This is a genomic window from Candidatus Rickettsiella viridis, assembly GCF_003966755.1.
In the GTDB taxonomy this organism is placed as follows: domain Bacteria; phylum Pseudomonadota; class Gammaproteobacteria; order Diplorickettsiales; family Diplorickettsiaceae; genus Rickettsiella_B; species Rickettsiella_B viridis.
Map to the genome: position 1 here is coordinate 920,102 of NZ_AP018005.1, position 12,926 is coordinate 933,027.

Genomic DNA, 12,926 nt, shown 5'->3' on the forward strand with positions numbered 1-12,926 from the left:
CTAGGAAATCGCTTTTTTAGCCTCCTCTTGGGTTTCTTCTACAACTTGAAGTAACGTTTGATAAAGTATTTCGGGCTTTTCAGACGATTCTGCTTTTAAAGCCTTTCCTATTTCTTGGCAAATTTCTTTGCAAACTTGTTCTAAGCGACTCGCACCACAATAACTGGCTCCACCCTTCCATTTATGAGCCACCTTTCCTATACCCTGCCAATCCTTGTCCTGATGATGTTGTGTTAGCTCCGCTATTTCTTTTGCCAAACTACTTTCTAGTAATTCCAACAACTCATGAAGCGTTTTTTCACTACCCAGTAGTTTTAACGCCCTCTCTTTATCTAAAAGAGGCAATGATTGTAAATCATTATTATCAGGAGATTCATCATGATTTTCTTTTAAAATAGGCGCTTGTGAATGAGATAGAAATGCATTTAATATTCCAGAGGCTTTCTCAGGAGTTAAGGGTTTGGTGTACATCGCATTCATTCCATTTGCAAGGCAACGCTTCTTCTTTTCTTCTTCTACGTGTGCGGTTAATCCAATAATAGGCACCGTCGGATTACTCTGCCATTGTTTTAAACGAATACGACGCGTCACATCACAACCATCTCCATCCGGTAGACCAATATCCATTAAAATAAGTCTATAATGATTCTTCTCTATAAGAGTCAATGCCGTTTTCCCATCCGGCGCAATATCAACTTGGCAATTAAGCGCTAACAGAGCACCCTTCGCGACTTTTGCTGCCATTGGATTATCTTCCACCACTAATATATGACTTCCTGTCGTCACAGGCATTGCTTGTAACTCGAGCATTTCTGCCGGTTTTTCAGTGACTACATGATGAATATCGTTTGCAAACGATGGAGTCTCATCTGACTTACTGTCGTCGGCGGTTGATAATGATTCTTGCAAAGGAATCAAACAAATAAACGTTGTGCCCTTTCCTACGTCACTATCAATGCGAATTTCACCGTTTAAATCATCAATATATTGTTTAACCACTGAAAGACCTAGACCCGTTCCAGGATAAATACCCTGATAGGAAGGGGTTAAGCGAGTAAAGCGGGTATAAACCTCTTGATGTTTATCGCGGGGAATACCTATACCGGTATCACTGACACGTAATTCAACAATTACCTCACGCTTTTCATTTTTCATTAAATGTGCACTGACTTTAATTTCGCCTTTACTCGTATACTTTAACGCATTAGTTACCAGCTCCAGCGCAATAGCTTGTATACGTACGGGATCACCCAACAAATACGAGGGGATGGTTTTATCATAATCAAAATGGAAATTGAGGTGTTTTACCTTAGCTTGTGGCTTGTTTAAGCGTATGATCCGCTCTAACTCTTTATGCAAGTCAAATCTTTTCTTTAAGAGCGGAATTTCTCCCGTTGCTACCTTTAGACTCGCTAATATTTTATTTAAGAACTCAAATAAAGCATCGCTGGATTGAATCAGGTCTGTAGCATATTCTTCTACTTTTTTTGGATTATTTGAGTGTATTTGAATCAAATGCGCACTACCCACCATGCCCGATAAAGGCGTTCGGATGTCATGGCGCATGTTTTCTATAAATTCGGTTTTGGCTTGATTGGCTACTTCTGCTTTTTTTAAGGCAATCTCAAGTTTTGACTGAGTCTTTTTAAGTTCTGTAATATCGAGTGATACCCCGATAATCCCAATAGCCTTGCCATTTTTATCAAAATCGGGCGTTTTACGGGTTAACATAGGTATTCTTTTACCATTAACCAGAGGATACTCTTCAAGCTCCAAGGGTTCTTCACTATCTATTACCTTTTGGTCAGTCCTATGTATTTCATCGGCATACTCTCTCCAAGGCATATCAAAATCAGTTTTATTTATAATTTCACTATAACTTTTCAAGTTCGCCATTTTTAAAACAAAGTCGTTACAGTTTAAATAAGCCCCTTTATCATCTTTATAGTAAACACTACCTGGTATCTTTTTCAGCATATTTTTTAGCCTATAATTCTCTTCCTTCAGCTCATTAATAAGCTTAGTTTGTTGAGTTAGGGTATTATTCACGGTTTCAGACTCCGACTTTTTTCTCATAAGGTATTACCTAGTTTTGAATCAATAAGCAAAGAAAGCTGCGCAATAGTAGAGGCATTCAGTAAAATATCTTGGATAGAGATAGTAACATCAAAATTAATATAGATTTCCCCTATAAGCTGGACAGCTAATAATGAAGTACCACCCAGCTCCATAAAATTATCATGGATTCCTAGTGTGGGAATATTAAGTATTTTTTTCCAAATTTCCAATAGCTTTTTTTGAATAGGCGTGGTTGCTAATTCAATATCTTTTCGAAAAGGTTTATCAAATATTTTTGTCAAACTTTTACGATCGATTTTTCCATTTGCATTGATAGGAAATTGTTGCATAACGGCAAAGTAGCTAGGCACCATATACCAGGGTAAATAGGCTTTAAGAAATACTTTAATATTCGAAATTAAAACTTTATTTATACGTGATAAAAGTGGTAAGTTAGCATAACTACTTAATGATTTATTTGTTTTATTTTCATCATAAAAAATAGGCAAGTAGTCTTTACACGATTTGCTAATAATGACATCAAAAAGCTCAACTGGATTCTTACTAGACCACTTTGCTGTGATGAAAAAATTATAATCCTTCGCCAAATCAAAAAATATCTTGGGATCAAGCGCATAATCTCGAGCAATCACCTGTTGTTCTTTCAAACTAGAAAGCGATTCGCTAATATTACTTGAATCAACTCCATAATTTGCAATTCTTTTCAATCCAACTGTTCTTTTATTTGGAATATTTTTTATTGCTAAATAGTGAGTTTCTTTATGCCGTAAATCGGTATGCAATTGCCCAAAATCGATCGCTTCTATTTCCCAATCTCGCCAAACAACTAATTCATCAACATTATTAATTGGATGTTCAACATATAAAATAACATCGTACCGAAAACCATTCATTTCATTCTGAAACTGTCCTTCTTTGATCAGGATTTCTACATGACTAACACGAGGATTTATCTTTTGGAAAGCGTAAAAGAAGTCCGCATCAATCACTAGTTCATCTTCTTTTTCTATTAAATCATCTAGCAACAGCTTCCACTCTTTTTCATCAGATAAATGCGGCTGCTGTTCAAGCAATACAGTGCTATAAAAAGCACGTAGATGAGTTAAGCTCCTAATATCACCAATAAAAATATGGCCTTTTGCCTTAACCTTACCAATACTTTGATTCAACACTTCAATTAAATAATTGATGCTCGGAAAATACTGAATCACTGAGTTTAAAATAACCAAATCACAATTTTCATTAAATTTTTGAATATCTTTTGCTTCTCCAACCCGTAAATTTACATTTTTTATAGCTAAATCTTTTAGCTGTTCCTGTACACATTCAATTGTATTTTTAGAAAAATCAATTGCTTCATAAGTCTTCACGTACGGCGAAAGCCTAAATAATAATAGCCCCGTTCCGCAACCAATTTCAAAAATGGATTCTGCTTGTAAATTTAAGATACGTTTAGCGGTATTTTCTACCCATTCATGCATATGGGAAGCTGGTATTACTTTATTCTGTGTACTACATACCCAGCCAGCTGTATGAAAAGTAGGGTTCCCGCTATCGCTTACTTCTTTTTTATATAAATCATCATATATTTTTTGCCAGTAATTTATTTGTTCATGTTCTAAGTTAGCATCACTTTCTATTAAATATTTATGGCGATTTAAAGTGAGATAGGCGGCTAATTTTCGATGACGTCCTTCTGAATAAGGCAACACAATAGCTTGTTCAACATCAGGAAAGTCTAATAGATATTTTTCAATCGCACTGATTTCAACTCTATAGCCGGCAATCTTAACTTGAGAGTCAATACGCCCTAGAAACTCGATATTTCCATCAACTAAGTAACGCCCTAGATCACCTGTTTTATAAAGTCGACCTAATGTAGGGTGTTGAATAAATTGGGCAGATGTCCGTTCCATATCTTGCCAATAACCTTTAGCTACCCCCAAACCACCAATGAATAATTCCCCTACTTCACTATTAATAATAGGATTAAGCTGTTTATTTAAAATGTGAAACGATTGGTTTTTCATGGCCTTGCCATAAGGAATACTTTTCCATTCGGGGTTAACCTCTTTGATAGGATAAAGTATTGACCAAATAGAAGCTTCAGTTGCCCCGCCCAGGCTAATAATAGTAACTTCTTCCCCAAATACACGGCGTATTTTTTCGGGTAATTTTAAAGGAATCCAATCACCACTTAATAATACCAACCTTAAAGCATGCTCTGGCATACATGGATAGCGCTGTTCCAAATAGTCTACAAAAATGTCCATTAAAGCAGGTACTGAATTCCACACAGAGACTTTATCTTGAAATAATAAATTTTCCCAGTGTTGCAAGTTCTGGACATAGGCTGTGTCAGGTATTATTAAAGCCCCTCCTACAGCCAAGCAACCAAAAATATCATACACAGAAAGATCAAAAGTAAGCTGAGAGAGCGCAATGAATTTGTCTAGCCTATTAATCGAAAAACGTGCATTAATGTCTAAAATAGTATTTACCGCGCTTTGATGACTAATCATTACGCCCTTTGGTATTCCTGTGGAACCCGACGTAAACAAAACGTAAGCAAGATCGGTATCTTTTTGCCTAGATTCAATAGGAGTATCCCTATCTTTTATGGGAATCGTGGTGATAGGAATGATCTTTTTATCATTAGGCCACTTAGGACACCGTTCATACTTCTTTTGCGTTAAAATAATTTCCGCTTGCGATATTTTTAATAGGTATGCCAGACGTTCGTCTGACTCTAAAGGATCAATAGGCAAATAAGCAGCCCCCGATTTTAACACGCTTAATACAGCAACCACTTGTTCCCAGCCTTTTTCCATCACAATAGCTATCAATTGATTAGGCTTAGCTTGTCGCTTGATCAATTCTTTAGCAAAGTAAGTAGAATAAATATCCAGTTCAAGATAAGTCAGTGTTTTTTGACTAGTTTGTACAGCGATATTGTTTGGGTATTGAATTAAACCCTGATCAAATAATTTATGTAACAGTAAATCGGATGGCATTTTTTTATTATTTTAGTTATTATCTATCCCTGATAGTTATTATTTTAAGGAAAATTTAAAAAGGAGCAAACTGGAGGGGATAATAAAGCCATTTTCTATCTAAGTTAAAGCATTTTATTATTTGCTTCTTTAAGCAAAAATATACTTAATATGAAAGAAACTTTGTAGCGCATAATACCACCTAAAAAGCCACAGATTTACTCTATATTAAAAAATTATTATTTTCCATAACACTTTGCTATTTACAAAAATTTCACCCTTCAGGTCATCTACAAATTGTTTTACGATGCTTAAACCGAGACCGGCTCCCTTATAAATACCCTTAGAAGAAGGAACTAAACGATTAAAACGATGAAATATCTTTTCTTGCTGATCCTTTGGTATGCCAATACCCGTATCACTCACCGCAATTTCTATAATGCTTTCTTTGGAACTTCTTCGTATCAGCTGGACACTTAATGCCACTTTTCCTTTCTTAGTGAATTTCAGGGCATTGGTTATTAACTCTAATACAATACGCTGTACTCTATCGGGATCACCTATAAGATAGGGGTAAATAGTTTTAGCATAATTTAAAGTTAACGTAAGATTTTTTTTGATGGCTGCTGATTGATTCATATCAACAACCAATTCCATTCCCTTTTTTATATCGAATTTCTTTTAATACATTTGTAACATAGTCAACCTTTATCATATAAGTTATAATTATCATATTAAATTTCTGGATGATCGCATATGAATAAGAGAATTTCTCCTATTGAAGAAGATAGGAAAGTTAATGTTAATTTGAGTATTAAATTATCTTTAAGAAAAGCTCTTAAAATTTAAACTTAAATAAAATAGAGCAATCTTTTATCTGAAATTTAAGTCAAACATTACCTTTTTTGACATTTCGTCATAAGCTTAGCTTACTAAAATAAGAAAAAGGAATAATCATGTCTCCTAAAAAGCAAAATAAAAAGCTGCTAAGATCAGAACAGGATTCAGCATGGAAAGACATTTTAGATGCCTATTTCAAAGAGTTTATAGAGTTTTTCTATCCTGTTATTGCTAAAAAAATTGATTGGTTAGCAGGCTATGAAGCTTTAGATAGTGAACTACAGTCTATTACGACTGATGCAATGATAGGAAAAACATTTGTTGATAAATTAGTCAAAGTTAAATCTTTAGATGGGAAAGAGGAAGTTGTACTAATCCATATTGAAGTACAAAGCCAAAAAGAAGAGGAGTTTCCTAAACGTTTATTTCAATATTACTGTAAATTGTTTTCAAAGTATGACCAATCCATTTTAACCTTGGCTATTCTGACCGATAGTAATAAAACTTGGCACCCTAAAAATTATGAAAGGATAGTTTTTGATTTTCCTGTCATAAGCTTTAATTTTTGGGCACATAAGCTTCTCGATTATGATCATAAAAAACAAGAGTTAGAAGTTTCTACTAACCCCTTTGCAATGGTGGTTTTGGTTCAGTTGGTCTTCTTAAATACTAAAAAAGACCCGAACGCCCGATCCCTCATGAAATTCAAACTGACCCGCCGGTTATATGATAAAGGTTATAAGCGGGATTATGTAATAAATTTGCTCAAAGTGATAGACTGGGCATTAGTCATATCTGAGAATCTTGAGTTAGAATATAAACAGAAACTCCATAAATTAGAGGAGGAAAGAAACATGGCTTATATAACAAGTTTTGAGCGTGACGGTCTTGAGAAAGGTCTACAACAGGGGGAAAGACGCAAAGCTTTAGCTATTGCTAGAAACTTATTAAATCAGAATGTCCCATTGTCTGTAATCAAATCAGCAACTGGATTATCTGAGCAAGAGATAGAATTAGAAGATGCTTAAAGAGACTCCAAAATAACAAGGACGTTACCAGGTATACTATTGACCTTTTAAAAAAACATCTTCAACTCGAAAAATAAGCTTGCCCTTTTATCTCTATATTGTCCTTTGAGATAGAAATATAGATTTTGCTTGGGCTTCCTAAATTAGCACCCTGCTCTATGGTAAAAGTACCTCCTGATTGACCGCGGCTTTTGCATAACATTTGGCCTAATGCGGCGGCTGCCGTACCGGTAGCAATATCTTCCTGATGACTGAACAGAGAATTAAAATTACGTCCTCCATAATCAGCATTGACATTCTCTGTATCATCAGAATAGGCATAAAGGCCATTAACAGCGTTATCTTTGCACCATTGAGACACTAAGTCTAAGTCAGGCTTCATATCGAATAAAGCTGCTCTATTAATAAGCGGGACGAATAACTTAGGACTTCCTATAGAGGCGACGGTACAAGGTAAATCTTTCGCTAGAAACTCTTTTTCAATATTTAACATCGTGCTAATGATAGAAAGATCTATAGGGGTATTTAATACCTTCCCCTTATTGGCAATAGACATAGAGACCAAATCGTTCTCATATTTAACATCGATTTTAATATTATCTTTATAGGTCTTTATATTGGGGCGTTGGTTAACATTGGATTTAAACAGATAAAAGACCGCACCAAGCGTGCCGTGGCAACGCACTTTCTATTTGAGCTACATTCAGGCAATTTAGCTATATAATAGATAGACTGTATCTGCTATAACCTAAAATTTTTATATAAAATAACAATGCCATGAGAAAAATCGCTCGATTATTTTGCCCTCCATTTTCTTTCAAACAAGAAAAACACATACAAAGAAAGGAAGTTTTTCCAAAATACTCAATCCTGTTAGCTGAAGATAATCTACTCGTTGCACACGCTATAAAAAATTTACTTGAACCACAAGGTTATCGTGTTGCAGCCGTTGAAGACGGAGTTAAAGCACTCACTTATTTGAAAAGCTATATGTATGATTGGGCGTTATTAGATATTGTTTTGCCTGAAGTAGATGGCATCGATCTCGTACACAATTATCGTGACTGGGAAAAAGAAACCAACAAATCCTACCTTCCTATCTTTGGTTTAACGGGCTACCCCTTTAAGTCGATGGAACGCATTTGTAAAGAAGCCGGAATGGACTTTCTTTTTGAAAAACCTTTTAAAATTGATGACCTTAAAATCATTGAAGACTTCCTAAAATAAAAATCAATCAAGACTCATATGCGGCTTTTTCGAATTAGAAAACCAATTAATATTTGGGTTTATTCATGCTTATCTATAAAACTAGAAAAGTCCAGGTGACATTTAACTGGAACAAACTCAATCACTTCATAGCTAGCGATACCATGAATGAAAAATGGGTCATCTTTTAAAAAATTTTCCAGCTGGTTACGATTATTAAGTTGAGACAGGATAACTCCTCCTGTCCTTGGATTTCTTGGGCCTGATACTACAAAATAGTTATTCTTGTAACCAATATCAAGAAACTTACGATGCTCCAAAAGATATCGGTCTATTTCTTCAATTGGTTTTTTATAGGTAATTAATACAAGAAACATTTTTATACAGCCCTATTTTTAAAAGTATATCTAATGTCTTAGAATTATAACAGGTTGAGATTAGAATACCCTAAAAACCCTTGCGTGCCTTTTGCGTGAAACTAAAAAAACAAGCAAGATATAGGTTATTCTTCTTGTATAACAACGCTTTTAGATGGCACTTTTTCCGTTTTTGGAATAATAATTTCTAGGACACCGTATTTTGCTTTGGCTATTATTTTTTCGCTATCTGCCGTATCAGGTAGTAGGAAGCGATAATAGAAGTAAGATTGAGATTTTTTGGTTGCTGTAATGCAAAGTGTTCGATTTTGTATCGATATATTGATATCTTGCGGATTTATTCCAGGTATATTGATAGAAAATAGAAATTGCTTAGGCTCTTCCTTTTCTTTTAGCGTCGAAAATAACGTAGCATGATTAATTTGGGAGAATAAGTTGTCAAAGACCAACGCATTATGCTGAAAAATACTGTCGAATTCTTTATTGAATTGTATAAATTCATTGAGTGAATAGATAGGAGAAAAATTGGATAGCGGTTGATTATTGTCTATTTTTTGAATAGAAGCAGGTTTTACAGCAACTGTTTGAGGTCTTTTGTAAAACAAAGCAACGCCACATAGAACGGCCAGACTAATGATGGTTATTACCACCAGCGTTATTTTTTTATTGGCTTTTGACATAAGACATACCTATTCAAGATTTGCCCGGTTAGTACTCATTTTAACTACCCTGAAATTTTAAAAGAAAATAGAGAAAATAAGCAACCCTATAGTGTTAAAACCCGTGCTAAACTTTTGCGGGAATTAGCCAACGATATCACGACATCCTGTGTTAACAGCAAATAACGCCATTCTTTTTAAATGATCAAGAAGCTCATAGAACAACCTCATTTGCTCTCCCTGTGATAAAGGATAAGGTTTTCTTGCGTTTTTCTGCCTTTTTTAAACACGTTTACATTTTCTGCGCTGCCCTTTTTTATCTTTTTCTTTTTTTCGGTTCTATCCTTTCACGATCTTCTATCTATTTTTTTAAAACTATCCCTATGAATAGCTTCCAGATTATCGCTGTAGAGGGGGGGCTATCATTGGATTATTAATGCCTATGAATAACAACAAAAGAAGATAACCCATCACCCAGTGCCATATCAGGTGTATCCTCTGTAAAAATTTTAAACAACCCTTTTCTTTCAATAGTAGGAGAACCACAAGTGTATTCACCGAACTCCCACGCATGAAGAGAACAATTCCTGCCTACCTTCACTGATTTGAACTTGTCATTCAAAGGATTGCCGCTATAAGGGCCAGGATAAAAATCATAAGAATCACCAATCTTATACCGATAGGCGTCGCCCGTATAATTTACGCCTGTATAGAAAATTACTTTATTTGAATCATCTTCGTCATAAGTTGCTAAAATAAAGGCATCTCTGTAATCACTGGGTGAAACTATTTTAAACTTTTCTGACTGCTTCGTGGTAAAACGAATAATAAGAAATATCGTTTTCGTTTGTAACGTTTCAAAGTTGATTCCTACACCTACCTTAACTGGAATAGTGATATTCTGATGACAGGGAGACAAAAGTTCAATGTTATCTATATAAATTTCGCTTTTTTGTCCCTCCTGCACAAGCTGCGGACGAGTAACAATGCTGTCGCACGATACCATTTGATGGCTTACTCTAACCCTAACAATAGGCGTGAGTACCTCTGCTTGTGAATCCTTAATAAATAGTTTTAAACTGGACATGCTGTTAACTAATGAAAAAGAAAACAGTACCATGCCTATTAAAAATTTTGATAAGTTAACTGTTTTTTCGGGTGTCAAAGCCTATCCAGCCGGTGTAAAGTGTGCCATGTTGGCATGGCACATTTTGCAGGCGACATTGCTCCAAAACAAAAAAACGGCTTCCACGGAAAACTAAAAGTTCTGTACTAGATCAAATTTAATCTGACAGACAATATCTAGTTGCTGTTGATATTATCAGGTAAATAATGTCTTTCTAGCATTTTACTTCTTTAAAAGCTTAATTGCTGCTTTTATTTGCCCTAGTAGTTTACTCAAACCCTCAGGCGGTTGCTTCCCTTCTTCATCTAAAGATGCTTTCATCTCCTCAATTGGATCTAAAACCGCAACAACGCTGTCAGTAAAGGTGTGGACAGTATCCCGATAACCTTTATATTCAGCTTCTAAATTATCAAAAGCATCTTGGAGCTTACTTTGCTCCTTTTTACAAGCTTCTTTAAGCGCATTTTCTAAACTTTCTTTTTCCTGTTTACACTTGTTATCAAGTTCTTTTTGTAGCTCATCCTTTTCTTTTTTACAAGCTTCTTTAAGCGCATTTTCTAAACTTTCTTTTTCCTGTTTACACTTGTTATCAAGCTCTTTTTGTAGCTCATCCTTTTCTTTTTTACAAGCTTCTTTAAGTGCATTTTCTAAACTTTCTTTTTCCTGTTTACACTTGTTATCAAGTTCTTTTTGTAGCTCATCCTTTTCTTTTTTACAAGCTTCTTTAAGTGCATTTTCTAAACTTTCTTTTTCCTGTTTACACTTGTTATCAAGTTCTTTTTGTAGCTCATCCTTTTCTTTTTTACAATATTTTTTAAGTTCATTTTCTAACTCCTCTTTTTCTTTTTTACATTTATCCCTCAGTGCATTTTCTAAACTTTCCTTATCCTTTCTACATTGTTTTTTTAGCGCTTCCTCTAAATCTTCTTTTTCTCTTTTACATTTTTTTTCTAAATCATCCTCTAGTTCCAATTTTTCTTCTTTGCATTGCTTTCTTAATTCGTCTCTGAGTAATTCTTTTTCTTTTTTACATTTATCCCATTTTTCTTTATAATCTTCAATATATTTTTCAAGCCTTGAACGCGCATCGTTACAATCTTCTATTGCATTTTCAATTTTTTCAACGTTATCCATAGTTACCATATTTAATATTCCTTATTTTTAATTGATTTTTTTTAAAAAAACTTAAGGAATAACCTCAGTTTTTGCACCATTTAATGCTTCAATCGTAAGCACTAAGGACTCTCTTTCTTCAGTTAATAAACTGATACGATCATAATTAATCAGCATATTTAAATATTGAACACCTATTACTAAGGCTTTAAACTTTGCAACTATTCGGAATAAATATTTTTTATCCAAAATACGCGGCATTAAGTTGAATTCCTCTAATGTAAAGGATCGAGTTTCTATTATAGATTTGCTACTTTCACGTTCTTCAATAATATTACTGATTAAAAGATTGCTTGGATCAATAGTGATTCTTCTCATACCAAAAGAACAAGTATTGTTTTTAATGCAAATAATAACATCCACTTCTGAATGTAAGTGCATTTTTTCTGGCAGTCCACTTATTATTTCAGCAGTTAAAAAATCTTCTCTATGCTTAGCTAGAGTGGTATTTCTATTATTCATAATTATACTAAAATTAGCCTCTATAAAATTTTTTATAAAAAGTAGTTAATAAAATTAATATTTTAATTGTAAAAAAATTTATCTTATTTACTTAAAAGCTTAATCGTTGCTTTTATATTACCTAACAGCTTGTTTAAATCTTTAGGTGCTTTCTCTCCTAAGGCTGTTTTCATCTCTTCCACAGGCCCTAAAAGAGTAGAAACGCCTTTAGTGAAATCATTAACGGTTTTTTGATACCCCTCATATTCAGAATCTAAACTGTCATATTTTTCCTGGCATTCTCTCTTATCTTTCTCACATTTTTTTAATTTAATTTCACAATCATCTAATTTAGCATTACAGTCTTTTTTATCTTTCTCACACTGATCTAGTTTTTCTTTACATTCTTTATTTTTTTTCTCACATTCCTCTAATTTTTCTTTACAATCTTTTTTATCCTTCTCGCATTGATCTAACTTTTCTTTACAGTCTTTTTTATCTTTCTCACACTGATCTAACTTTTCTTTACAGTCTTTTTTATCTTTTTCACACTGATCTAGTTTTTCCTTGCATTCTTTCTTATCTTTCTCACATTGCTTCTTTTCTTCCTCACATTCTTTTAAAATATCTTCACACTCTTTTTCTTCGCCCCAAATATGGGACCAATCGTCTCTACCGCGTGCCATATTATTATTCCTTAATTAAAAATTAATAATTTTTTATATCTATACCTTCGTATTAGGCTAAAATTTAATGATTGAGCAAATAATTTTCTGTCTCAGCATAGTAAATAAATTGAGCTTTGGTCATTATAAGCAATCGCCACATCATCAATAGCTTCTGTAATAAAAGAACTTTCGCCTTCTTTTACTAGATGTTCTTTAACGGTTTCGATCTTCGATTGAATATTATCCTCTCTATTCCGTGCAAACCCTTCATTATGGGGGCAGCATCAAAAAATTGACTGCTCGGTTCTAAATTAATTATTTTATTTTCTAAGTCCA

General features: G+C 34.0%; 13 protein-coding genes. 3 read left to right on the forward strand and 10 right to left on the reverse strand.

Annotated elements, in window-relative coordinates; genetic code table 11:
* The 3 genes from DMP02_RS04275 to DMP02_RS04285 form a co-directional block, all read right to left on the reverse strand.
* Window positions 1–2,076, reverse strand: coding sequence for an ATP-binding protein (locus DMP02_RS04275; RefSeq protein ID WP_126322832.1), 2,076 nt, complete (start codon window positions 2,074–2,076; stop codon window positions 1–3).
* Window positions 2,073–5,093: an amino acid adenylation domain-containing protein gene (locus tag DMP02_RS04280; protein ID WP_126322833.1), complete on the reverse strand. Its 3,021-nt coding sequence runs from the start codon at window positions 5,091–5,093 to the stop codon at window positions 2,073–2,075. The genes DMP02_RS04275 and DMP02_RS04280 overlap by 4 nt, the downstream gene beginning before the upstream one ends.
* A 207-nt stretch (window positions 5,094–5,300) precedes the next feature.
* Window positions 5,301–5,729: a sensor histidine kinase gene (locus DMP02_RS04285; protein WP_126322834.1), complete on the reverse strand. Its 429-nt coding sequence runs from the start codon at window positions 5,727–5,729 to the stop codon at window positions 5,301–5,303.
* Between the two features lie 299 nt (window positions 5,730–6,028).
* On the opposite strand from DMP02_RS04285, the gene DMP02_RS04290 reads away from it, so the two are divergent.
* Window positions 6,029–6,940, forward strand: a complete 912-nt coding sequence (locus DMP02_RS04290; protein WP_126322835.1) for an RpnC/YadD family protein — start codon at window positions 6,029–6,031, stop codon at window positions 6,938–6,940.
* Between the two features lie 61 nt (window positions 6,941–7,001).
* Here the strand turns inward: DMP02_RS04290 and DMP02_RS04295 are convergent, their stop codons facing one another.
* A complete protein-coding gene (locus DMP02_RS04295) occupies window positions 7,002–7,625 on the reverse strand; it encodes a PhzF family phenazine biosynthesis isomerase (protein WP_126322836.1) in 624 nt (207 codons plus the stop codon).
* A 92-nt stretch (window positions 7,626–7,717) separates the two neighbouring features.
* On the opposite strand from DMP02_RS04295, the gene DMP02_RS04300 reads away from it, so the two are divergent.
* A complete protein-coding gene (locus DMP02_RS04300) occupies window positions 7,718–8,167 on the forward strand; it encodes a response regulator (protein ID WP_126322837.1) in 450 nt (149 codons plus the stop codon).
* A gap of 59 nt (window positions 8,168–8,226) precedes the next feature.
* Here the strand turns inward: DMP02_RS04300 and DMP02_RS04305 are convergent, their stop codons facing one another.
* The 3 genes from DMP02_RS04305 to DMP02_RS04320 form a co-directional block, all read right to left on the reverse strand.
* On the reverse strand, window positions 8,227–8,523 hold the full coding sequence (locus DMP02_RS04305; protein WP_126322838.1) for a YciI family protein: 297 nt from the start codon (window positions 8,521–8,523) through the stop codon (window positions 8,227–8,229).
* Window positions 8,524–8,648: 125 nt separating this feature from the next.
* A complete protein-coding gene (locus tag DMP02_RS04310) occupies window positions 8,649–9,203 on the reverse strand; it encodes an Hsp20/alpha crystallin family protein (protein WP_126322839.1) in 555 nt (184 codons plus the stop codon).
* A 412-nt stretch (window positions 9,204–9,615) separates the two neighbouring features.
* A complete protein-coding gene (locus tag DMP02_RS04320) occupies window positions 9,616–10,269 on the reverse strand; it encodes a beta/gamma crystallin domain-containing protein (protein ID WP_172593978.1) in 654 nt (217 codons plus the stop codon).
* Here DMP02_RS04320 and DMP02_RS07225 point away from each other — a divergent pair.
* Window positions 10,268–10,444 carry an iron-sulfur cluster assembly scaffold protein gene (locus DMP02_RS07225; protein ID WP_172593979.1) on the forward strand — a complete coding sequence of 59 codons (177 nt, stop codon included), beginning with the start codon at window positions 10,268–10,270 and terminating at the stop codon, window positions 10,442–10,444. The genes DMP02_RS04320 and DMP02_RS07225 overlap by 2 nt on opposite strands.
* Before the next feature lie 86 nt (window positions 10,445–10,530).
* Here the strand turns inward: DMP02_RS07225 and DMP02_RS04325 are convergent, their stop codons facing one another.
* From DMP02_RS04325 to DMP02_RS04335, 3 genes are all read right to left on the reverse strand, one after another.
* A complete protein-coding gene (locus DMP02_RS04325) occupies window positions 10,531–11,451 on the reverse strand; it encodes a V-type ATP synthase subunit I domain-containing protein (RefSeq protein ID WP_145985129.1) in 921 nt (306 codons plus the stop codon).
* A 42-nt stretch (window positions 11,452–11,493) separates the two neighbouring features.
* Window positions 11,494–11,943 (reverse strand): hypothetical protein, encoded by a 450-nt coding sequence (locus DMP02_RS04330; protein ID WP_126322842.1) that lies wholly within the window; start codon window positions 11,941–11,943, stop codon window positions 11,494–11,496.
* Window positions 11,944–12,026: 83 nt separating this feature from the next.
* A complete protein-coding gene (locus DMP02_RS04335) occupies window positions 12,027–12,608 on the reverse strand; it encodes a hypothetical protein (RefSeq protein ID WP_126322843.1) in 582 nt (193 codons plus the stop codon).
* Between the last annotated feature and the right edge of the window lie 318 nt (window positions 12,609–12,926).

Bases quoted from the DNA above. Each gene is read 5' to 3' on its own strand.
- DMP02_RS04275 (WP_126322832.1), bottom strand. From the start codon at position 2,076: ATGAGAAAAAAGTCGGAGTCTGAAACCGTGAATAATACCCTAACTCAA.
- DMP02_RS04280 (WP_126322833.1), bottom strand. From the start codon at position 5,093: ATGCCATCCGATTTACTGTTACATAAATTATTTGATCAGGGTTTAATT.
- DMP02_RS04285 (WP_126322834.1), bottom strand. From the start codon at position 5,729: ATGGAATTGGTTGTTGATATGAATCAATCAGCAGCCATCAAAAAAAAT.
- DMP02_RS04290 (WP_126322835.1), top strand. From the start codon at position 6,029: ATGTCTCCTAAAAAGCAAAATAAAAAGCTGCTAAGATCAGAACAGGAT.
- DMP02_RS04300 (WP_126322837.1), top strand. From the start codon at position 7,718: ATGAGAAAAATCGCTCGATTATTTTGCCCTCCATTTTCTTTCAAACAA.
- DMP02_RS04305 (WP_126322838.1), bottom strand. From the start codon at position 8,523: ATGTTTCTTGTATTAATTACCTATAAAAAACCAATTGAAGAAATAGAC.
- DMP02_RS04310 (WP_126322839.1), bottom strand. From the start codon at position 9,203: ATGTCAAAAGCCAATAAAAAAATAACGCTGGTGGTAATAACCATCATT.
- DMP02_RS07225 (WP_172593979.1), top strand. From the start codon at position 10,268: ATGCTGTTAACTAATGAAAAAGAAAACAGTACCATGCCTATTAAAAAT.
- DMP02_RS04320 (WP_172593978.1), bottom strand. From the start codon at position 10,269: ATGTCCAGTTTAAAACTATTTATTAAGGATTCACAAGCAGAGGTACTC.
- DMP02_RS04325 (WP_145985129.1), bottom strand. From the start codon at position 11,451: ATGGTAACTATGGATAACGTTGAAAAAATTGAAAATGCAATAGAAGAT.
- DMP02_RS04330 (WP_126322842.1), bottom strand. From the start codon at position 11,943: ATGAATAATAGAAATACCACTCTAGCTAAGCATAGAGAAGATTTTTTA.
- DMP02_RS04335 (WP_126322843.1), bottom strand. From the start codon at position 12,608: ATGGCACGCGGTAGAGACGATTGGTCCCATATTTGGGGCGAAGAAAAA.